This window comes from Acinetobacter sp. GG2 (genome assembly GCF_000292385.1).
GTDB lineage: Bacteria > Pseudomonadota > Gammaproteobacteria > Pseudomonadales > Moraxellaceae > Acinetobacter > Acinetobacter seifertii.
Map to the genome: position 1 here is coordinate 24,016 of NZ_ALOW01000028.1, position 18,164 is coordinate 42,179.

Below are 18,164 nucleotides of genomic sequence, written 5' to 3' on the forward strand. Positions count from 1 at the left end.
AATATGGAGAAAAATATGCGCCCTCGTGCCATTGTTTTACTTTCAGGCGGCTTAGACTCAACCACTTGCCTAGCTTGGGCACAAGCGCGCTATGAATGTATTGCTATTAGTTTTATGTATGGTCAACGCTCGACCACTGAACTCGATGCAGCAAAAGCATTAGCTCAATGTGCTGGTGTTGAACATCGTGTTATTAATATCGATTTAGCAAATTTAGGCGGATCTGCACTTACAGACCATAACATTGCGGTACCAGAACAATTACAAGAAGGCATTCCTGTAACTTATGTACCAGCACGTAACACAATTTTCCTTTCATATGCCTTAGCAGCAGCTGAAGTATTCAATGCTGAAGCAATTGTGATTGGTATCAATGCTGTTGATTATTCAGGATATCCTGATTGTCGCCCAGAATTTATTGATGCTTTTGCCAATATGGCTCGTTTAGCAACAAAAGCTGGCGTTGAAGGAAAACCACTTAAATTTGAAACACCCCTGTTACATTTATCCAAAGCGAATATTATACGTTTAGGGATTGAACATGGCGTAGACTATAGCCAAACGGTATCTTGCTACCAAGCAGATGCTCAAGGACGTGCGTGTGGCAAGTGTGACAGTTGCCGTTTACGTAAAGAAGGCTTTATCGATGCTGGTGTTACCGATCCAACACGCTACATACCGCAATAAGTAGGTAAAATTTATGAAGTTGTTAAAATCAAATCTTATTCTTTCATCTTTATTCTCAGCAGTTGCACTTATGGCTGGTTCAGCTCATGCAGCTGAAAACCCAGTTCAAGCGGCATATAAAAGCACTAACGTTAAAGGTGCATTAATCAACGTTTGTAAAGACCAAACTGCAAAAGGCGGTAAATTAAGTTCAGCTGAAGTTAGCAAATTCTGTAGCTGCCAAGTTGATGCTCAAGGTAAAGTAACTGAAGCTCAAAAATGGGAAATTCAAAGCGCAATCAATGCGAAGAAAAGCCCAAGCTCTTTAGCTTTTGTACAACAACAAAACCGTGATCTTAAAGCATGTTTAGGTCCTCAGTTAACAACTAAACTTGAGAAGTTAACTGAAGATGCGATGAAAGCAGCTCAACAACAAGCTCCTAAAAAATAAGCTTTTATTGAGTCAAATTAAGCCTGCATTTATGCAGGCTTTTTTTATAGCTCTGCTAAAATAACACTCATTTAGTCATTCGAAATAAACCATGCAAGAACAATGGAAAACCAACGCAACTGATAAAAAGTCTATTGTCTCATTTAGTGGAGGTAAAGACAGCTCTCTTGCTCTCTACCACGCTATGAAAACTGGCAAGGTAATGGGTTTAATTGTTATGCTGGAAGAGTATGGTCAACGTTCTCGTTCGCATGCAATGCCACTTGATATTATTCGAGCACAAGCGCAAGCAATGGGCTTACCCGTATTTATGGCTTCATCTAGCTGGAATGACTATGAAAGTAAATTCATTAGCTTATTGAGTGAAGCTAAACAAAAAGGTGCAGAAGTGCTGGTTACAGGTGACTTAGATATGCCTGAACATGGTTGTTGGCATGACCGTGTCACTCAAACAGTGGGGCTTAAATTAGGCATGCCACTCTGGCTGCGTCCGCACCGTGAAGTTGTTGAAGAGTTTATTCAACTTGGATTTAAAAGTGTAATTGTCACTGTTAATATTAAACTAGGAATGAAAGTAGAAGATTTAGGTCAAATTTTATCTTTAGAATATATAGAAGAGCTTGAAAACCGTGGCATTGATCCATGTGGTGAGGGCGGCGAATTCCATACCACTGTCATTGATGGTCCAATTTTTAACAAAGCTATTCCTGTAAGAAAACTCGATATTGTTTATCATGAAGAATATGCTTTTCTACCACTTGAATTAGATCAAATTTAACTTTTAAAGGATAAGAAATGTCTGAGAATATTCAACTGCCAAATCAGGTTTTCCCTACTACACACGGCGAAGTTAATTTGGCTGAAGTCGATAATGAATGGCTGATTATTTACTTCTACCCTAAAGATTCAACACCAGGCTGTACCACACAAGCTGTCGGTTTTTCTTGTTTAAAAGACCAGTTTGATGCTTTGGGCGCTCGTATTTATGGTGTCTCTCGCGACTCGGTAAAAGCTCATCAGAACTTTACAGAAAAGCAGGCACTGACTATTGATCTGATTAGTGATAAAGAAGAAGTGCTCTGTAATCACTTTGATGTCATTAAAGAAAAAAATATGTATGGCAAAAAAGTAATGGGTATTGAACGCTCCACTTTCATTTTCCATAACAAAACTTTAGTTAAAAGTTACCGCAAAGTAAAAGCTGCTGGACATGCTGAACAAGTTCTAGAAGACTTAAAAACATTACAATCAGCTTAATAAACTTAAGTAGAGAAAAGCGAGTCTAATACTCGCTTTTCTATTGTATAAAAATCACTCAATCAGTTCAATTTCGCGTATGATAAAAATATTAAAATAATTCAAATGAAGGCATGATTATGAGTCTACTAAACTTTTCTATTTTATCGGTTTGTAGTCTTATTTTAACTGCATGTTCTGTGAACTCTTCGAGTATGCCTCCGACTCTTAGCTCTTCTACTCCACAAATTCAGAAATCACCTACAGAAATAAGCTGCCAAGATTTACAAAATCCTGCCTATCAACAAGCTATTCTTAATACTATTAATCAAATTCGCCAGCAATCACGCCAGTGTGGTCAGCAGTATTTTTCTGCAACTACGCCGCTGAGTTGGAATAATAATTTATACCAAGGTGCGCTCTCTCATAGTCAAGATATGGCAACACATAACTTTCTTGGACATGTTGGCTCAACAGGACTAGATTTAAAGTCACGTTTAAAACTTTATAATTCACTTGGTAAAGTTAATGGTGAAAATGTTGCGAGTGGGCAGAAAACTTTAAATGAAGTAATGACAAAATGGCTAGCAAGCCCTCTACATTGTAGTAACCTAATGAACCCTAAGTTTACAACTTATGCAATCGCTTGTGCTTCGGACCAGTCTGCTAAACAAAAGAGTTACTGGACACAACAATTTGGTACACGTTAAAAGGAAAAATGATGCAATCTGGTTCAATTACCCCTATTTTAAGAATTTTTGATGTCGCGTTAGCTCAATCATTTTATCTTGATTTCTTAGGCTTTCAGCTTGATTGGCAACACCAATTTGAAGATAACTTTCCGTTGTATTTACAAATCTCCAAAGATGATTGCATCATTCATTTATCTGAACATTTTGGAGATGCGAGCCCTCATAGTGCAATCCGTATTTATTGGGAACATATTTATGAGTTGCATAGTGAACTAAGCAAAAAAGATTATAAATTTTCTAAACCTCAGGTTGAAAAAACAGATTGGGAAACCCTTGAACTCAGCATCACCGATCCTTTTTCCAACCGACTTATATTTTGGGCAGATGCTTAATCATTCAGTCCGTTAATATTTGATAATGGAATACTTTCGATATAATCCTCCATTTATCATCTTCAAATACAAATGTAAGAGCATCATAAAAATATTTAGGGTGGATAACGCATTCAACATGTACTAGTGCCAACCGTTCATTAATCAAATTGATTGAATTGATTTTATCCTGTCGTGTTTGTCGCTTTGAAGCTGGAGAAATTCGACTCGCAACAATCGGAAAATATTCAGCCATGCTAAGTCGTAGTACGGGTTGCTCGGTTACATTGATATATATAGCATCAGGATGAAAAACATTATTTAGAAGTTGCACATCACAAAAATACAAACCATCAAAATATTGCTCTAGTTGTTTCTGAATCTCAGTAATAGGATTATTTTGCATTTTAAGTACTCCAACTTTGTCTTTTTCGTATCGCAGAAACAGTTTCACCTGCAACACCCCAGTTATCAGTTTCAACTTCATCAATGACTACAAATGTAGTAGCAGGATCTTTATCAAGTATACGAACCATAAGCTCCGTTGCTTCTCGAATTAATTGTTGTTTCTGCTGTAACGAGACATTTTCTTTAGTAATTTGAATTAAGATATAAGGCATACTCATCTCCTTTTATAATTTTCTTTCATAACAAAGAGATTCGGCTGCAATAGCATCTTGAACTGTTTGACGCTCGGCGATTCTCTGCATAAAACTTGCTAAATGCATAAAATTCTTTAAATCGGGCCCAATAAAATCAGACCAGCGAGTAACGACAAAAAGATAAATATCAGCAATCGTAAAGTTGCTTCCTGTTAAATACTTTTGTCCCTTTAGTTGTTCATCAATCCATGAATAGTGCTTATTGAGGATGATGCTATATACACTTTTGCATTGTTCATTATAAGAGTCATTGAAAAATGGCGAATACGCTTTATGAATTTCAGAAGCAATAAAGTTCACCCATGAGAGAGTCTCGTAACGATCGACGGTATTTATTTCAGCTAATAAATCTTTTCTTGACGATTGGTCAACAAGAAATTGGCTAATTACAGCGCCTTCCGTTAACAATGAACCATCATCAAGCTGTAATAACGGTACTTGTCCTTTTTTATTAAGTTGGTAAAAGTCTTCACCCATTTCTGTTAAATGCTGGTGTAAATCAACCTTGATTAATTCAAATGGAAATCCTAACTCTCTTAAAACAATATGTGGCGCTAAAGAACAGGCATTTGGTGAATAAAATAGTTTCATAAAATAACTCCATACAAGGTATGAAAATCATCTTATTGTTTACTTATATGTGCTTAAATAGCCAAAAACTCAAATCATTTTTTACATGGTGTAATAAATGGCTCAACAGCTAAAAAGAATGATGTTTAGTAGCGTAGAGCTATTTTGCTTAGTCGCAGAAAACGAAAGCTTTTCCAAAGCAGCACTTCATGCAGGTGTTAGTCCAGCAGCGGTAAGCCGTTCAATTGCCCGATTAGAAAAACATTTAGCAACACCACTTTTTATGAGAACGACTCGACACGTACGTTTGACACCACAAGGAAAAATGTATTTTGAGGAATGTAAACAAGCATTAAAGCAAATTTTAGAAGCTGAGCAACAACTTAAAAACCAAAAGCAACAACCCTCAGGTTTGGTTCGCATCAGCGTACCGACACCTTATGGGCATTACCGAATATTGCCATTATTAGCAAAATTCTCACGACAATATCCCGCCATCGAAGTTGATGTTCAACTAACTAATAAAAATGTGGACTTTATTGCAGAAGGATATGACTTAGCAATTCGTGGACGACAATTTGCTGATTCGAATTTGATTGCACGTCAGCTTGAACAAGCTGAGCTAATAGTGGTGGCTTCACCAGAATATTTAAAAAATTTCGGCACACCGCAGACTCTTGACGATTTGCAGAATCATCAATGCATTCAATTTGTGTTACCTAGTACAGGAAAAAATGTACCTTGGTTATTCAATTCAAATCATCAAACTATTGAATATCAAAGCACAGGTAAGATTCGTTGTTTAGATGATATTTTAGGTACTGTCACCTTAGCAAAACATAGTGCAGGATTATTACAAACCTACCGTTTTATAGTAGAAAAAGAACTTAAAAATAGAGAGTTGCTTGAAGTTCTTACAAAATTTTCAGGAACTTCACGTCCTTTTTCTCTCCTCTACCCACATAAAAAACACGAATCTTTTCATATTCGTGTTCTTATCGATTTTCTGATTCAAGAATTAAGGCCACAAACTGATTTAATTTAAATTACTTTTATCATCTATGAGATATTTGCGTTGTAGTTCAGCATAAACTTCAGTTTCTTTAAATTCATCTAAAAATTTAATCGTTCCTACAGGAAAAAATTCCGTTTGGATTTCACCACGATAATAAGCTTCACGCATTGGAGTGGCTGAAATAGAATCCTTTAAGCTATCCAGTTCCACCATAATCCACTCAGGAAATAGTCTCAAATAATAAGAAGACTCATCCTTAAAATGCCCAATCAAACCAACTTTTGAGTTCGGTTCTATTACACCATTTACCAGTGATTTGACTTGTTTTACCCACTTCTCATCATTATAAACATCAACAACATGTACAAACCGAATACGCTTTTGCTCATCCGGTGAAAAATTTGACAAGATCATTTGCTCGCGCTCTACTGCTAAGAACGGATTCTTGATATTGCGCTCCATTTGAGCAGAGCCTAATGCTAAAACGACATAATGGCTTTGCTGCAAAGCAATTTCAATTGTCTGCATATGAGCCAAATGAAATGGTTGAAAACGCCCTATAAAAACAAGATAGTCAAATGTATACATAATGAGTTTTTCACTTTTTATGAACTCACCAGTTACGCTTATTACAAAAAATATGCGCCATAATGAGAACCTAAAAATCAACAACGTGGTTTAAAGCAAGGATAGTACGATGACACTTAGCTGTATTCAACAACCTCATGAACATTTACAAGCAAATTTGCAAGGTGGCGTACTCACCTTAGCCATAAATCGCCCAGAAGCAAAAAATGCATTATATGGCGAACTTTACTTATGGATTGCTCAAGCGCTTGATGAAGCTGATCAAAATAAAGATGTACGAGTAGTCATTTTACGTGGTATTGAACAAGATTTTACCGCTGGTAATGATATGAAAGACTTTATGGGTTTTGTACAAAATCCTAATGCAGGTCCGGCAGGTCAAGTTCCTCCATTTGTACTCCTTAAATCTGCTGCCAAATTATCGAAACCCTTGATTATTGCAGTAAAAGGTGTAGCAATTGGTATTGGTGTTACGATTTTATTACATGCGGACTTAGTGTTTGCTGACAACACTGCCTTATTCCAAATTCCATTTGTAAGCCTTGGCCTTTCTCCAGAAGGTGGTGCTAGCCAACTATTGGTTAAACAAGCCGGCTATCACAAAGCAGCTGAACTTTTGTTTACTGCGAAAAAATTTAATGCAGAAACGGCAACACAAGCTGGTTTAGTGAATGAAGTCGTTGAAGATTCTTACGCATCTGCTCAGGCAACTGCTCAACACTTAGCAGCATTACCACTTGCTTCACTGAAACAAACAAAAGCATTGATGAAGCATGATCTGGATAAGATCATTGCATGTATTGATCATGAAGCTGAAATCTTTATGCAACGCGTTCAATCACCTGAAATGCTAGAAGCTGTACAGGCATTTATGCAGAAACGTAAACCAGATTTCTCACAATTTAACTAATATCCAAAATTTGGATAAATTCAAAGGCAGGCTCTTCGTAAGGATGGCTTGCCTTTAATGCTTTCGCAACCTCACTTGCCTTTTCTTCAAGTACAATTGTTTCAACACGCCATTCTTCAATTTGTTCGAGTTCACCGAGCTGTCCAATATAAGGATCAGCGCCTTTGACTGGTTTAAACTGCCCTATTCCTTTGACTTGCCATGCGCAGTGTTCATAATTCCCGATACCACCTGCACCAGCAGCAAATATGGACTGTTTAGTCGACTCAAGATATGACTCAGGTACGTAATAGATTAACTTTAACATCTGTAAAATGACCCAAAAATATTGAACTTATGTTAAAGCATACCTTTTAAGAATACCCTAAATCAAAGTCAGCTCATCAGTGCCAAATAATTTGCTCCAATAAAAAGAATTTGAATAGCAAGTGCTAAGCCAAATAAGCGCCAGCCTCTGTCCTTTGTAGACATCGCTCTTATGTGATTTTTGTTTTTCATCATTTTGATCTCCGATTTTTATCGTTGTTACAGAGAAAGCAAAAATTGAACCAACTTCCTTAAAGTATAATTTAATATAAATTTACCTTACCCATCGAAATATTTTTCTTATTAAATTGTTTTTTGTGTAACTTATCAAATAACATGTTAATAAATATTTAGGCCAAAAGAAAAATGACTAATTCATTCATAAATCAATGGAAGTTTTTTTATCCTAATAAACTTCCAATTTCACATTGTTTTCGACAATATTTTTCACAATTTTGGTTCCGAATTCATAGCCTTCCAGAGTCAAAAAGATATGCAGATACACCTGCAGAATATGAATTATTATTAAATCGTCATAATCAAATTATTGATGACTGTTTCGATTCTAATGCTTCTATTTTTATTGTTACCGGTCATTATTTCAGTCAAAGCGATAATAATAAAATATATGATCCAACTTTAAGGCTCAAATACGAATTTCATCCAGAAAAAGAAATAAATCTAACACAAGCTAATCCCGAAAATTATGATGATGACGAAGAAGATCATTTCTATAGACCGTATTCCATCAATGAAATTTGGAAAAAAAATGAACACAATGACTTATTAAAAAAGATCGCCGACGATGAGGTTCGAGCCTTTATGATTTCTTTTGAGCAAAATATAATTATTGCTCCATATGATGGTGGCATTGATTTTATTATCTTTAATGACGCCAAGAGGAATGAGTTAATAAATAAGTATAAAGATTGGCTTTCACCACGAGCTGATGGATTATAGAACTTTAGGAATATTAAATAATACATCTGTAATCTCTAAAGATTTTGGAGATAAATTTAATGAGAAATTATAATTCCCTATGAGTGGATGATCTTCTATTGGTAATGAATCTATATAATTTCTTTGCTTTATCCAATGAGTATGAGCCACACAATATCCATCATTGTATCTAGAAAAAGTTCTTGTGTATGAATCAACAAGAATTACTCTAACCTGGAAATAATCACCATATAGAGTATCTGCTGATATTTTATGATCTTTATCAAATGCAATTTTTATGACAGCCTCAATCAAATCCTCTCTTTTTTTCTTATGAATTGCTAAATAATCATCTAGATAGCTCGAGAATTTATTATTTACGTTCTTTAAAAATTCATCATTTATGAAAGAGTTACTATTTAATAGATCAAATGTTAAGGAAAACTCACCTATTGAAAAACAATGTGTATACAAAACACCGATTGCCCAAAAACCCTCACAATCATGATAACGATTAACAAACTTATCTAGTAATACAGTTGCAGTATCTAATAATCTTTTCTTCATTTATTTAAAGACAATAATATATAAATAAAACTTTTATCATATTTAATCAAAGATTTGCATTATCAACAATCTTTAACTGTCTCTTCTCATATACGGTCATCATAAATGCTAAACCGCATAAAATAGCGAAGCCGCCAGTCATTGGTATTAAGGTCCCATCATATAATTGCCCAATAATAGAGGCAAGAATAAGTGACAAAACGGAGGACGCTGCACCAATAATGGCCGAAGCCATACCAGCAACATGCCCCATTGGCTCCATTGCAATCGCATTTAAGTTACCAAATAAAGTTCCAAATAATAAAAACAGAATGCAGGCATAAAGCATAAACATCCAGAATGACACAGCCACGCCTAAAAGTTGAATTCCTAAGAAAACCAAAGAAATTAAGCACAGACCTAGAAAGCCATAAATACAAATTGGACGCATACCAAACTTCATCACAATTTTAGAGTTGGTAAATGAAGCAATTCCCATCACACCCGCAAGCACAGCAAAGTAAGCACTAAACTCTTGCCCAGTTTTACCAAACTGCTGCATAAAAATTTGTTGAGAAGTTCCTAAATAGCCAATAAATCCACCAAAGCAAAAGCCTGCACATAACAAATAGCTCATGGTGGTTTTGTTACTCACTACTTCTTTAAAGCCCTCTTGAAATGCTTGTAAACGCATAGGTAAACGTTTTTCAGGCAGCAAGGTTTCTTCTAGTCGTAATGCTACCCATGCACCAACCACTGTTGCATAAACCATATATAAAACAAAAATATTACGCCAACCAAAGAAATGAATAATAAGCTGTCCCAGACTTGGTGCTATTGCTGGAGCAACCATAAACACCATCATAATTAAGGACATGATACGGGCCATTTGAGCACCGCTATATTTATCTCTAACAATTGAAATAGAAGCCACGTAAGGTCCAGAAACCCCAATACCTTGAATAAAGCGCCCTACTAAAAACCATTCAAAACTTTGTGTGGTAAAGCACAATAAACTTCCCAAAAAGTAAATGATGATCCCAGCAAATAAAATGCGTTTACGACCGATCGCATCAGATAGTGGTCCAGCAATAAGTTGCCCTATCGTCATACCAGAAAAAATACCAATAATGACCCACTGTGTCTGATTATTATTCTTTAAGTCAAAAACTCGTCCAATCTCACCTAAAGCAGGTAAAACTGCATCTATTGAAAAAGAAACAATAGACATGAGTAATGCCATCAAAAGTGCAAACTCACGGAAATGGATTTTTGATTTCATTTTTCTTCTCTACTATTTATTCTATTTACATTGTACTACATACAAATAAGCCACCTTTCGGTGGCTTATTTCAATTTTTATATTAACCGATAAACTTACGTGCGTTACGGAACATACGTAACCATGCACCATCTTCAGTCCACTCTTCTGGACTCCAAGAGTGTTGAATTGCACGGAAAGTACGCTCTGGATGCGGCATCATAATTGTTGCACGACCATCTTTAGACGTTACACCAGTAATCGCTTCCGGTGAACCGTTCGGGTTCAATGGATAATGTTGAGTCGGGTTACCATGGCTGTCAACATAACGCAATGCAACTTGGTTCGCTGCATTCAAGCTTGCTATGTTAGCTTCACTTGCAACCGCACGACCTTCACCATGTGCAACAGCAATTGGTAAAATCGAACCTTCCATACCATCAAGTAATACAGAAACAGATTTTTCAACACGAACGTTTACGCTACGCGCTTCAAAAACTTCTGACATATTGCGGTGGAAACGTGGCCAGTGTTCAGCACCTGGAATAAGCGGTGCTAATTGTGACAACATTTGGCAACCATTACAGATACCTAAGCTAAACGTACCTTCACGGTGGAAGAATTGTTCAAACTGATCACGTAACTTCGCATTGAACAGAACTGATTTTGCCCAGCCACCGCCTGCACCCATTACGTCACCGTAAGAGAAACCACCACAAGTCACTAAACCTTCGAAATCACTTAGGCTTACACGACCAGCAAGTAAGTCGCTCATGTGTACGTCAATCGTATTAAAGCCAACTTTGTCGAAAGCTGCTGCCATTTCAATATGACCATTTACACCCTGCTCACGCAAGATTGCCATATTAGGACGACGGCTGTTGATAAACGGCGCTTCAATAGGTTCATTTAAATCAAATGTAGGTTTAGCAATTAAACCTTGATGTGATTTATCAGTAATTAAAGCAAATTCTTGATCAGCAGTTTCAACGTTATCACGTAAACGTTGGATCTGATGAGATACCTCAGACCAAGCTTGTTGTAACTCTGCACGCTCTAGTGTCAAACCATTTACAGATAATTGATCTGTATTATTTACGCGACCAACTACAGCAATTGCATCTTTCAAGCTAGAAGCAGCAACATCTGCTTGTAAAGCATCCCAATCAGTTGCTTTGATTTGAACTACTGCACCAATTTCTTCTGCAAATAAGCCCGCAGTAGATTGGTTTTCTAATGCCACACCTAGACGTGAAGCAAACATCATTTCAGCTACAGTTGCGAGTAAACCACCATCACCGATGTCATGGTAAGCTTGAATCAATCCACGGTTATTCCAGTCTTGAATTAAAGCAAAGAACGCTTTGAAATCATCAAAACTATCAACATCTGGAGTGATTGAACCAATTGCTTTATATACTTGAGCAAGAATCGAACCACCTAAACGGAACTGACCTTTAGATAAATCAATGCGTACAAGTACTGAATCTTCTAAATTTTTAAGTTCAGGTGTTAAAGTCTTACGAACATCAGCTACAGGAGCAAATGCAGTAATTACACCAGTCATTGGAGATGTTACAGCTTTATCTTCACCGTTATCATTCCAAGTCGTACGCATTGAAAGTGAGTCTTTACCTACAGGAATTGCAATTCCCAAAGCAGGACACATTTCCATACCAATCGCTTTCACACCTTCAAACAGTGCTTGGTCTTCACCTTTTTGACCAGCAGCAGCCATCCAGTTTGCAGAAAGTTTGATATCGCTAATTTGTTCAATGTTTGCACATGCAATATTGGTAATTGCTTCAGCAACTGCCAAACGAGCAGACGCTGCTGGATTTAACAATGCAACTGGTGGACGCTCACCCATTGCCATTGCTTCACCGGTGAAGCCTTGTAGGCTTGTAGTTGTTACTGCTGCATCTGCAACAGGAATTTGCCAACGACCAACCATTTGGTCACGTGCAACCATACCAGTAATTGAACGATCACCAATGGTGATCAAGAATGACTTAGACGCAACTGTAGGATTTTTCAATACACGGAAAATCGCATCTTTCAAATCAACTTTTGAAGCATCAAACTCGTTACCTTTACGCTCAATTGTTTCATATGAACGTTGCATACGCGGTGTACCACCAAGCATTACTTGCATTGGGATATCAACTGCATTGTTTTGGAACAATGGATCTTCAACAGTTAAATGACGTGCTTCTGTTGCTTCACCCAAAACGGCAAATGGGCAACGTTCACGTGCACAGATTGCTTCGAACTGTTCTAAAGACTCTGGACGAATTGCAAGAACATAACGTTCTTGTGCTTCGTTTGACCAGATTTCCATTGGGCTCATGCCCGGTTCTAATGAAGGAATCTTACGAAGATTAAGAACTGCACCTAACTCGTGGTCGTTTACAAGTTCAGGCATAGCGTTTGATAAACCACCCGCACCAACGTCGTGTACAGAAACGATTGGGTTGAAGTCTTCTAAGCGCCAGCATGTATCGATCACTTCTTGACAACGGCGTTCCATTTCTGGGTTTTCACGTTGTACAGATGCGAAATCAAGGCTTTCACCCATTGTACCGCTGTCTACAGAAGATGCTGCACCGCCACCAAGGCCGATTAACATTGCAGGGCCACCCAATACAATGAGCAAGTCACCTGGTTGAATCGCATCTTTTTCTACATGGTCAGGACGAATGTTACCGTAACCACCAGCGATCATGATTGGCTTATGAAAGCCCTTCACTTCACCATTTACGTTTTGTTCGAAAGTACGGAAATAACCATTTAATGCAGGACGACCGAATTCGTTGTTAAATGCCGCGCCACCTAATGGACCTTCAATCATAATTTGTAATGGCGATGCCATACGTGAAGGTTTACCGTAGTTTTCTTCCCAAGGTTGTTCAAAACCAGGAATATTTAAGTTAGAAACTGTAAAGCCTGTTAAACCAGCTTTTGGTTTACCACCACGACCAGTTGCACCTTCATCACGGATTTCACCGCCTGAACCAGTTGCAGCACCAGCAAATGGAGAAATTGCTGTTGGATGGTTGTGAGTTTCAACCTTCATTAAAATATGAGCAGCTTGGCTCTTATATTTATAGACAAAATGACCATTTTCATCTGCTTTTGGATAAAAACGCATAGTGTCATAACCAACAATTACAGAAGCGTTATCTTTATATGCTGATAACACGTCAGTTGGTGATTCTTTATAAGTATTTTTAATCATTTGGAACAATGATAATGGTTGTTTTTCACCATCAATTGTCCATTCAGAACCGAAGATTTTATGACGACAGTGTTCAGAATTTGCTTGTGCAAACATCATTAACTCGATGTCATTTGGGTTACGGCCAAGTCGAGTGAACGCTTCGGTTAAATAATCAATTTCTTGTTCAGATAAAGCAAAACCAAATTCGTTGTTGGCTTTTACTAATGCTTCTTTACCTTCACCCAAGATATCAATTGAGTTTAAAGGTTTTGGAGCTGTTTCTGAAAAGAGCGCTTTTGCATCATCAATTTGAGCAAAAACAGTTTCTGTCATACGGTCATGAAGTACTTGTTTTACTTCATTAGAAATTTCAGAAACACCTTTTAACGTAAATAAAAGACCGCGTTCTAAACGGTGAACTGGTGTATTACAGTTCTTGAAAATATCAGTTGCTTTAGAAGACCAAGGTGAAATAGTACCCACACGTGGTGTTACTAAAATCTGAATCTCATCACTTGCAGTTTGACGAAGTTCAAAAGACTCACCGTCATTTAATAATTGCAAAGCAGATTGATGTTGCTGCTCGTTGAGCGCTTGATCAAACAAATAGACCCATTGGCTGTCAAAAGATTGAACAGAACTAATTGACGATAAACGTGTTAATAGTTGAGCTTTCTTAAAAGAAGAATGTGCTGCTGCACCGGCCACGATAAACATGTTGATTTTGGCTCCACGGGCAGGTCTTGTGAACCTTACCGCAATGTGACTTTAGAGAGAGCGCATATTCTACTGTGTCTTGCTAAAATCAGCTAGATGTAGAATCAGTATTCTGTAACCTAATTCTGCAAGAAGTGATGTGTTTTTTGTTCAAAATCATTTTTTTAAGCATTATAGGTAAAAATAAATTGTTTCATGTTTATTCAATAACATAATAAAACCTCAACTAAGACAAACTATGTCGCACCACGCTAGTGCTTTTAAGTTTTTTTTGGCATGATCAGGCTTTATAGTTTTGAATAATGATAAATGGAACAAATGCGTTGGTTAGAACTGCTTTCTGCAGTTCGTTTAGGTAGTAAAAAAAGCAGTACAGAATTGGCTCGAAGCCCATTTCATAAAGATTATGATCGCATTATATTTTCACAAAGTTTTCGTCAGTTAAACCGTAAAACTCAAGTTCACCCCTTAGCACAGCATGACGGGATCCATACCCGTTTAACTCACTCCCTTGAGGTTTCCTGTATTGGCCGTTCCATGGGTATGCTGGCAGCCGAAAAAATAAAAGATGAATTGCCCGTTTGGATTTCTCCTGCCGATGTTGGCGCAATCATTCAAGCAGCCTGCCTTGCACATGATATTGGTAACCCACCCTTCGGTCATGCTGGTGAATATGCAATTCGTGAATGGTTTGACGATGCATCACATAATGATTTTCTAAAAAAATTGACGCCCGAAGAAGAAGCCGATGTTCGTCAGTTTGAAGGTAATGCTCAAGGTTTACGGCTATTAACCCGTATTGACTATCATCCAGACGATGGTGGTATGCGTTTAACTTACGCGACCCTAGGCGCATATTTAAAATATCCTTGGCTTTCAAAAACAATAGCTTCTCAAGGTGATCGTCCATCACACCAACGAGCCAAATTTGGTTGCTATCAGTCTGAAAAAGAAATTTTAAAGCAAATTGCTGAACAGCTTGGTCTCATTCAATTAGGTGAATATCATTACTGCCGCCACCCGCTTACTTATTTATTAGAAGCTGCAGACGATATTTGCTATGCCCTCATTGATTTAGAAGATGGCATTATTTTAAATATGCTGAATTACCAAGAAGTTGAACCCATTTTTCTGAATTTAATTGCAGATTATGGCCAACCTGAAGAATTATCAATGCCAAGTAGTACATGGCAACAAAAAATTTCGGCATTACGTGGTCGTGTCATGAAACGTTTAGTTGATGAAGTCACTACCGCTTTTGCCAAACATCAGTATGAAATTATTACAGGTCAGCTCCAAGGTAGCCTTTTACAATACTGCTCACCAGATATTGCTAAAGGGATTGAAACAGCCAAAAATCTGGCGCGTGAAAAAATCTTTGAACACCCACAGAAGTCTGGTTTAGAAATTATTGCACATCAAAGTTTGCAAACTATTCTTGACGCGTTTGTACCATTAACCATGCCACATAAATCTTTAAGCTTTAAAGAACAACGTTTAATGTCGATCCTTCATTTATACGGTGCCCGCTTTAGCAATAACCACTACAGTAATATCATGCAGGTACTCGATATTATTAGTAAGTTTTCAGATCATCAGGCTTATAGCTTGGCGCAAGAGCTACAAGGCAATAAAATAGGTTTGTTTTAATGATAAGTAGACATGTTGATAGAGGGCTTTATCCATCATCTTTTATGTATTCAGATCAGTGGGTAAAATGTCCTAAATGTTCTCATCTGAGTATCCTAAAATATGACAGTCCTTTGTCACCAGTAAATGCGCCTTATCAAGGAACTTTTTCTTTTAGTTGTTTAAATTGTTGTTATCAAATTAAAGCTGAAGAGAGCTTAATATCGAGTCGTCACAATGGTCATTTTTACGCCACAACTTACCAGCGTTGCCAAAGTTGTGGTGGGTCATGGATCAAGGCAAATCAAAAGCTGAATAATTCAGGAGCTTATCCTCCGTATATTCAAGCTAAATGTCATCTATGCCAAAATTTTTCAAAATTTGAAAAATATAATATAGCTTTTGTTTTAGACCAAAAATTTGGTTTTACACACTATGGTCTTGAACTTTATCTAAAAACTTCAAGTAGGCATGGAGACATATACGTTTATAGCCCTGCACATTTAAAAGAATTAAAAATATTCATTGACGCTAATTTAAGAGAAAGAACTAAACAGACTGGTAATAACAGTTATTTTTCACGTCTACCTGCATGGATAAAATCCACACGAAATCGAAAAGAAATTTTAAAAGCCATTTTGCGTTTAGAACAAATGGCATCTACTATTCAACCATTAACAAATAAGTGAAAGATTCAATGATCGGATGTTTAATTGGCGAAGTGTTTGCCTTAGAAGCCCCTACTGTTTTACTGAATGTAAATGGTGTGGGTTATGAAATTGATACGCCACTTTCAACATTTTGCCAATTACAAAAAGGCCAGAAAGTTACGCTATGGACGCATTTAGTTGTGCGTGAAGATGCACAGCAGCTCTACGGTTTTAGCGATGCTCAAGAAAAAACTATTTTCCGCACCTTATTAAAAGTAAATGGTGTTGGTCCGAAAATGGCATTAGGTATTTTATCGACGTTAAGCGTTGAGCTATTGGTTCACACTATTGAACATGATGATATTAATACGCTAGTCAAAGTTCCGGGCGTTGGTAAAAAAACAGCTGAACGTTTAATGATTGAACTTCGTGACCGTTTTAAAACCTTGGCTCAAGGCACTTCAACTGCGGCGACAATGCCTCAAATTCAATTTGCTGCAAACTCTCCTGTTGCAGAAGCAGAAGCTGCGCTGCAATCTTTAGGTTATAAGCCACTTGAAGCACAAAAAGCTGTAGCTGCGGTTAAAGCCGATTACACTGAATCAGCCGATATTATTCGTGCTGCTCTTAAATCAATGATGAAGTAAACACACTTATGCAAGACCGTCTAATCAGTGGAACAGAAAAACCTGAAGATCATTTTGATCGGGCTATTCGACCGACTTCACTTGCCGACTATATTGGACAGCCAGTTGTACGCGAGCAAATGGAAATCTTCATTGGCGCGGCTCGTGGTCGTGGTGAAGCACTCGATCACACACTGATTTTCGGTCCACCAGGCTTAGGAAAAACCACGCTTGCCAATATTATTGCGCGTGAAATGGGTGGCAACCTCAAATCCACTTCAGGGCCTGTTTTAGAGCGTGCGGGTGATTTAGCAGCGATGCTCACCAATCTTGAAGAAGGTGATGTTTTATTTATTGATGAAATCCATCGTCTTTCACCAGTAATTGAAGAAATTCTGTATCCAGCTATGGAAGATTACCAATTAGACATCATGATTGGTGAAGGCCCTGCTGCTCGTTCAATTAAACTTGATTTACCGCCTTTTACCCTAGTTGCTGCAACTACACGTGCGGGCTTACTCACCTCACCACTACGTGACCGTTTTGGTATTGTGCAGCGTCTTGAGTTCTACTCTGTAGAAGATTTAACTCACATTGTGTCGCGCTCTGCAAACCTCATGGATGTACCAATTACAGTTGAAGGTGCAGAAGAAGTAGCTCGTCGCTCACGCGGAACGCCTCGTATTGCCAATCGTTTATTACGACGTGTTCGTGACTACGCACAAGTGAAAGGTACAGGAGAAGTGACCCATGAAATGGCACAACGTGCGCTTGATATGCTCAATGTTGATAAAGCTGGCCTAGATACCCTAGACCGTCGTTATTTGAGCATGTTACTCGAGCGTTTTGATGGTGGCCCTGCTGGAGTTGAAGCGCTTGCAGCAGCTATGGCTGAAGATAGCGGTACACTTGAAGATGTGATTGAACCTTATTTAATTCAACAAGGTTATGTCATGCGTACAGCAAGAGGTCGTATAGCAACCAATCAGTCTTACCTACAATTTGGCATGACGCCACCTGAGCCTAAAAACTAAGCACTGGAAGAGAGTTTTCTCTTCCTTTTTTAATTTAAGTATTCTTTTTCAATTCAAATAATAATTGTCTTATCA

22 protein-coding genes are annotated in these 18,164 nt (G+C 37.7%); 13 read left to right on the forward strand and 9 right to left on the reverse strand.

Translation table 11 applies throughout. The features are described from left to right. The first annotated feature begins 15 nt into the window (after nt 1-15). From queC to B554_RS0105570, 6 genes are all read left to right on the forward strand, one after another. Nucleotides 16-687, forward strand: a complete 672-nt coding sequence (queC, locus tag B554_RS0105545; RefSeq protein ID WP_019457259.1) for a 7-cyano-7-deazaguanine synthase QueC — start codon at nt 16-18, stop codon at nt 685-687. 13 nt (nt 688-700) lie between these two features. Further along, a complete protein-coding gene (locus B554_RS0105550) occupies nt 701-1,117 on the forward strand; it encodes a hypothetical protein (protein WP_019457260.1) in 417 nt (138 codons plus the stop codon). Nucleotides 1,118-1,208: 91 nt separating this feature from the next. Further along, complete coding sequence (locus B554_RS0105555) at nt 1,209-1,895, forward strand: diphthine--ammonia ligase (RefSeq protein ID WP_019457261.1); 687 nt, start codon at nt 1,209-1,211, stop codon at nt 1,893-1,895. 17 nt (nt 1,896-1,912) lie between these two features. Further along, the gene (locus B554_RS0105560) at nt 1,913-2,374 is read left to right on the forward strand and encodes a peroxiredoxin (RefSeq protein ID WP_019457262.1); all 462 of its coding nucleotides are present in this window, start codon (nt 1,913-1,915) and stop codon (nt 2,372-2,374) included. A gap of 119 nt (nt 2,375-2,493) precedes the next feature. Then, a complete protein-coding gene (locus B554_RS0105565) occupies nt 2,494-3,063 on the forward strand; it encodes a CAP domain-containing protein (protein WP_019457263.1) in 570 nt (189 codons plus the stop codon). 11 nt (nt 3,064-3,074) lie between these two features. After that, nucleotides 3,075-3,437 (forward strand): glyoxalase superfamily protein, encoded by a 363-nt coding sequence (locus tag B554_RS0105570; protein ID WP_019457264.1) that lies wholly within the window; start codon nt 3,075-3,077, stop codon nt 3,435-3,437. A 4-nt stretch (nt 3,438-3,441) separates the two neighbouring features. Here B554_RS0105570 and B554_RS0105575 read toward each other — a convergent pair whose 3' ends face one another. From B554_RS0105575 to gstA, 3 genes are read right to left on the reverse strand one after another with little or no spacing between them, the layout of a single operon-like run. Further along, nucleotides 3,442-3,822, reverse strand: a complete 381-nt coding sequence (locus tag B554_RS0105575) for a nuclear transport factor 2 family protein (protein ID WP_019457265.1) — start codon at nt 3,820-3,822, stop codon at nt 3,442-3,444. A gap of 1 nt (nt 3,823) precedes the next feature. Further along, a complete protein-coding gene (locus B554_RS0105580; protein WP_019457266.1) occupies nt 3,824-4,036 on the reverse strand; it encodes a 2-hydroxymuconate tautomerase family protein in 213 nt (70 codons plus the stop codon). A gap of 12 nt (nt 4,037-4,048) precedes the next feature. Further along, nucleotides 4,049-4,669, reverse strand: a complete 621-nt coding sequence (gstA, locus tag B554_RS0105585; protein WP_019457267.1) for a glutathione transferase GstA — start codon at nt 4,667-4,669, stop codon at nt 4,049-4,051. Between the two features lie 97 nt (nt 4,670-4,766). Between gstA and B554_RS0105590 the strand changes: the two genes are divergently transcribed. Beyond that, nucleotides 4,767-5,693 carry a LysR family transcriptional regulator gene (locus B554_RS0105590; protein ID WP_019457268.1) on the forward strand — a complete coding sequence of 309 codons (927 nt, stop codon included), beginning with the start codon at nt 4,767-4,769 and terminating at the stop codon, nt 5,691-5,693. Here B554_RS0105590 and B554_RS0105595 read toward each other — a convergent pair. After that, the gene (locus B554_RS0105595) at nt 5,685-6,251 is read right to left on the reverse strand and encodes a nicotinate-nicotinamide nucleotide adenylyltransferase (RefSeq protein ID WP_004699920.1); all 567 of its coding nucleotides are present in this window, start codon (nt 6,249-6,251) and stop codon (nt 5,685-5,687) included. The two genes, B554_RS0105590 and B554_RS0105595, sit on opposite strands and share 9 nt — an antisense overlap. Before the next feature lie 109 nt (nt 6,252-6,360). Between B554_RS0105595 and B554_RS0105600 the strand changes: the two genes are divergently transcribed. Next, on the forward strand, nt 6,361-7,161 hold the full coding sequence (locus B554_RS0105600; protein WP_019457269.1) for an enoyl-CoA hydratase-related protein: 801 nt from the start codon (nt 6,361-6,363) through the stop codon (nt 7,159-7,161). On the opposite strand, the gene B554_RS0105605 is transcribed toward B554_RS0105600, so the two are convergent. Both B554_RS0105605 and B554_RS19220 read right to left on the reverse strand, forming a co-directional pair. Then, the gene (locus B554_RS0105605; protein ID WP_019457270.1) at nt 7,154-7,468 is read right to left on the reverse strand and encodes an NIF3 1; all 315 of its coding nucleotides are present in this window, start codon (nt 7,466-7,468) and stop codon (nt 7,154-7,156) included. The two genes, B554_RS0105600 and B554_RS0105605, sit on opposite strands and share 8 nt — an antisense overlap. A 68-nt stretch (nt 7,469-7,536) precedes the next feature. Beyond that, the gene (locus B554_RS19220; protein ID WP_019457271.1) at nt 7,537-7,662 is read right to left on the reverse strand and encodes a KGW motif small protein; all 126 of its coding nucleotides are present in this window, start codon (nt 7,660-7,662) and stop codon (nt 7,537-7,539) included. A 171-nt stretch (nt 7,663-7,833) separates the two neighbouring features. Between B554_RS19220 and B554_RS0105615 the strand changes: the two genes are divergently transcribed. Then, on the forward strand, nt 7,834-8,427 hold the full coding sequence (locus B554_RS0105615; RefSeq protein ID WP_019457272.1) for a hypothetical protein: 594 nt from the start codon (nt 7,834-7,836) through the stop codon (nt 8,425-8,427). Here the strand turns inward: B554_RS0105615 and B554_RS0105620 are convergent. The 3 genes from B554_RS0105620 to purL form a co-directional block, all read right to left on the reverse strand. After that, nucleotides 8,422-8,973: a hypothetical protein gene (locus B554_RS0105620; protein ID WP_019457273.1), complete on the reverse strand. Its 552-nt coding sequence runs from the start codon at nt 8,971-8,973 to the stop codon at nt 8,422-8,424. The genes B554_RS0105615 and B554_RS0105620 overlap by 6 nt on opposite strands. 46 nt (nt 8,974-9,019) lie before the next feature. Then, nucleotides 9,020-10,234, reverse strand: coding sequence for a multidrug effflux MFS transporter (locus B554_RS0105625; protein ID WP_019457274.1), 1,215 nt, complete (start codon nt 10,232-10,234; stop codon nt 9,020-9,022). An 82-nt stretch (nt 10,235-10,316) separates the two neighbouring features. Beyond that, complete coding sequence (gene purL, locus B554_RS0105630) at nt 10,317-14,150, reverse strand: phosphoribosylformylglycinamidine synthase (RefSeq protein ID WP_019457275.1); 3,834 nt, start codon at nt 14,148-14,150, stop codon at nt 10,317-10,319. A 309-nt stretch (nt 14,151-14,459) separates the two neighbouring features. On the opposite strand from purL, the gene B554_RS0105635 reads away from it, so the two are divergent. Genes B554_RS0105635 through ruvB form a run of 4 tightly spaced genes read left to right on the forward strand, consistent with a single transcriptional unit; the run spans nt 14,460 to nt 18,089 of the window. Then, entirely contained in the window at nt 14,460-15,800 is a 1,341-nt protein-coding gene (locus B554_RS0105635; RefSeq protein ID WP_004699901.1) for a deoxyguanosinetriphosphate triphosphohydrolase, read from the forward strand. Beyond that, a complete protein-coding gene (locus B554_RS0105640; protein WP_019457276.1) occupies nt 15,800-16,468 on the forward strand; it encodes a hypothetical protein in 669 nt (222 codons plus the stop codon). Before B554_RS0105635 ends, B554_RS0105640 begins: the two co-directional genes overlap by 1 nt. An 8-nt stretch (nt 16,469-16,476) precedes the next feature. Continuing rightward, entirely contained in the window at nt 16,477-17,076 is a 600-nt protein-coding gene (gene ruvA, locus B554_RS0105645; protein ID WP_016146147.1) for a Holliday junction branch migration protein RuvA, read from the forward strand. Nucleotides 17,077-17,084: 8 nt separating this feature from the next. Further along, nucleotides 17,085-18,089, forward strand: a complete 1,005-nt coding sequence (gene ruvB / locus B554_RS0105650) for a Holliday junction branch migration DNA helicase RuvB (RefSeq protein ID WP_002052424.1) — start codon at nt 17,085-17,087, stop codon at nt 18,087-18,089. The last annotated feature ends 75 nt before the right edge of the window (nt 18,090-18,164 follow it).

What these genes read in the sequence shown, in the direction of transcription:
- B554_RS0105580 (WP_019457266.1), bottom strand. Translation starts at nt 4,036, where the DNA reads ATGCCTTATATCTTAATTCAAATTACTAAAGAAAATGTCTCGTTACAG.
- B554_RS0105575 (WP_019457265.1), bottom strand. Translation starts at nt 3,822, where the DNA reads ATGCAAAATAATCCTATTACTGAGATTCAGAAACAACTAGAGCAATAT.
- gstA (WP_019457267.1), bottom strand. Translation starts at nt 4,669, where the DNA reads ATGAAACTATTTTATTCACCAAATGCCTGTTCTTTAGCGCCACATATT.
- B554_RS0105595 (WP_004699920.1), bottom strand. Translation starts at nt 6,251, where the DNA reads ATGTATACATTTGACTATCTTGTTTTTATAGGGCGTTTTCAACCATTT.
- B554_RS0105565 (WP_019457263.1), top strand. Translation starts at nt 2,494, where the DNA reads ATGAGTCTACTAAACTTTTCTATTTTATCGGTTTGTAGTCTTATTTTA.
- B554_RS0105635 (WP_004699901.1), top strand. Translation starts at nt 14,460, where the DNA reads ATGGAACAAATGCGTTGGTTAGAACTGCTTTCTGCAGTTCGTTTAGGT.
- B554_RS19220 (WP_019457271.1), bottom strand. Translation starts at nt 7,662, where the DNA reads ATGATGAAAAACAAAAATCACATAAGAGCGATGTCTACAAAGGACAGA.
- queC (WP_019457259.1), top strand. Translation starts at nt 16, where the DNA reads ATGCGCCCTCGTGCCATTGTTTTACTTTCAGGCGGCTTAGACTCAACC.
- B554_RS0105640 (WP_019457276.1), top strand. Translation starts at nt 15,800, where the DNA reads ATGATAAGTAGACATGTTGATAGAGGGCTTTATCCATCATCTTTTATG.
- purL (WP_019457275.1), bottom strand. Translation starts at nt 14,150, where the DNA reads ATGTTTATCGTGGCCGGTGCAGCAGCACATTCTTCTTTTAAGAAAGCT.
- ruvB (WP_002052424.1), top strand. Translation starts at nt 17,085, where the DNA reads ATGCAAGACCGTCTAATCAGTGGAACAGAAAAACCTGAAGATCATTTT.
- ruvA (WP_016146147.1), top strand. Translation starts at nt 16,477, where the DNA reads ATGATCGGATGTTTAATTGGCGAAGTGTTTGCCTTAGAAGCCCCTACT.
- B554_RS0105555 (WP_019457261.1), top strand. Translation starts at nt 1,209, where the DNA reads ATGCAAGAACAATGGAAAACCAACGCAACTGATAAAAAGTCTATTGTC.
- B554_RS0105620 (WP_019457273.1), bottom strand. Translation starts at nt 8,973, where the DNA reads ATGAAGAAAAGATTATTAGATACTGCAACTGTATTACTAGATAAGTTT.
- B554_RS0105625 (WP_019457274.1), bottom strand. Translation starts at nt 10,234, where the DNA reads ATGAAATCAAAAATCCATTTCCGTGAGTTTGCACTTTTGATGGCATTA.
- B554_RS0105560 (WP_019457262.1), top strand. Translation starts at nt 1,913, where the DNA reads ATGTCTGAGAATATTCAACTGCCAAATCAGGTTTTCCCTACTACACAC.
- B554_RS0105600 (WP_019457269.1), top strand. Translation starts at nt 6,361, where the DNA reads ATGACACTTAGCTGTATTCAACAACCTCATGAACATTTACAAGCAAAT.
- B554_RS0105590 (WP_019457268.1), top strand. Translation starts at nt 4,767, where the DNA reads ATGGCTCAACAGCTAAAAAGAATGATGTTTAGTAGCGTAGAGCTATTT.
- B554_RS0105615 (WP_019457272.1), top strand. Translation starts at nt 7,834, where the DNA reads ATGACTAATTCATTCATAAATCAATGGAAGTTTTTTTATCCTAATAAA.
- B554_RS0105550 (WP_019457260.1), top strand. Translation starts at nt 701, where the DNA reads ATGAAGTTGTTAAAATCAAATCTTATTCTTTCATCTTTATTCTCAGCA.
- B554_RS0105570 (WP_019457264.1), top strand. Translation starts at nt 3,075, where the DNA reads ATGCAATCTGGTTCAATTACCCCTATTTTAAGAATTTTTGATGTCGCG.
- B554_RS0105605 (WP_019457270.1), bottom strand. Translation starts at nt 7,468, where the DNA reads ATGTTAAAGTTAATCTATTACGTACCTGAGTCATATCTTGAGTCGACT.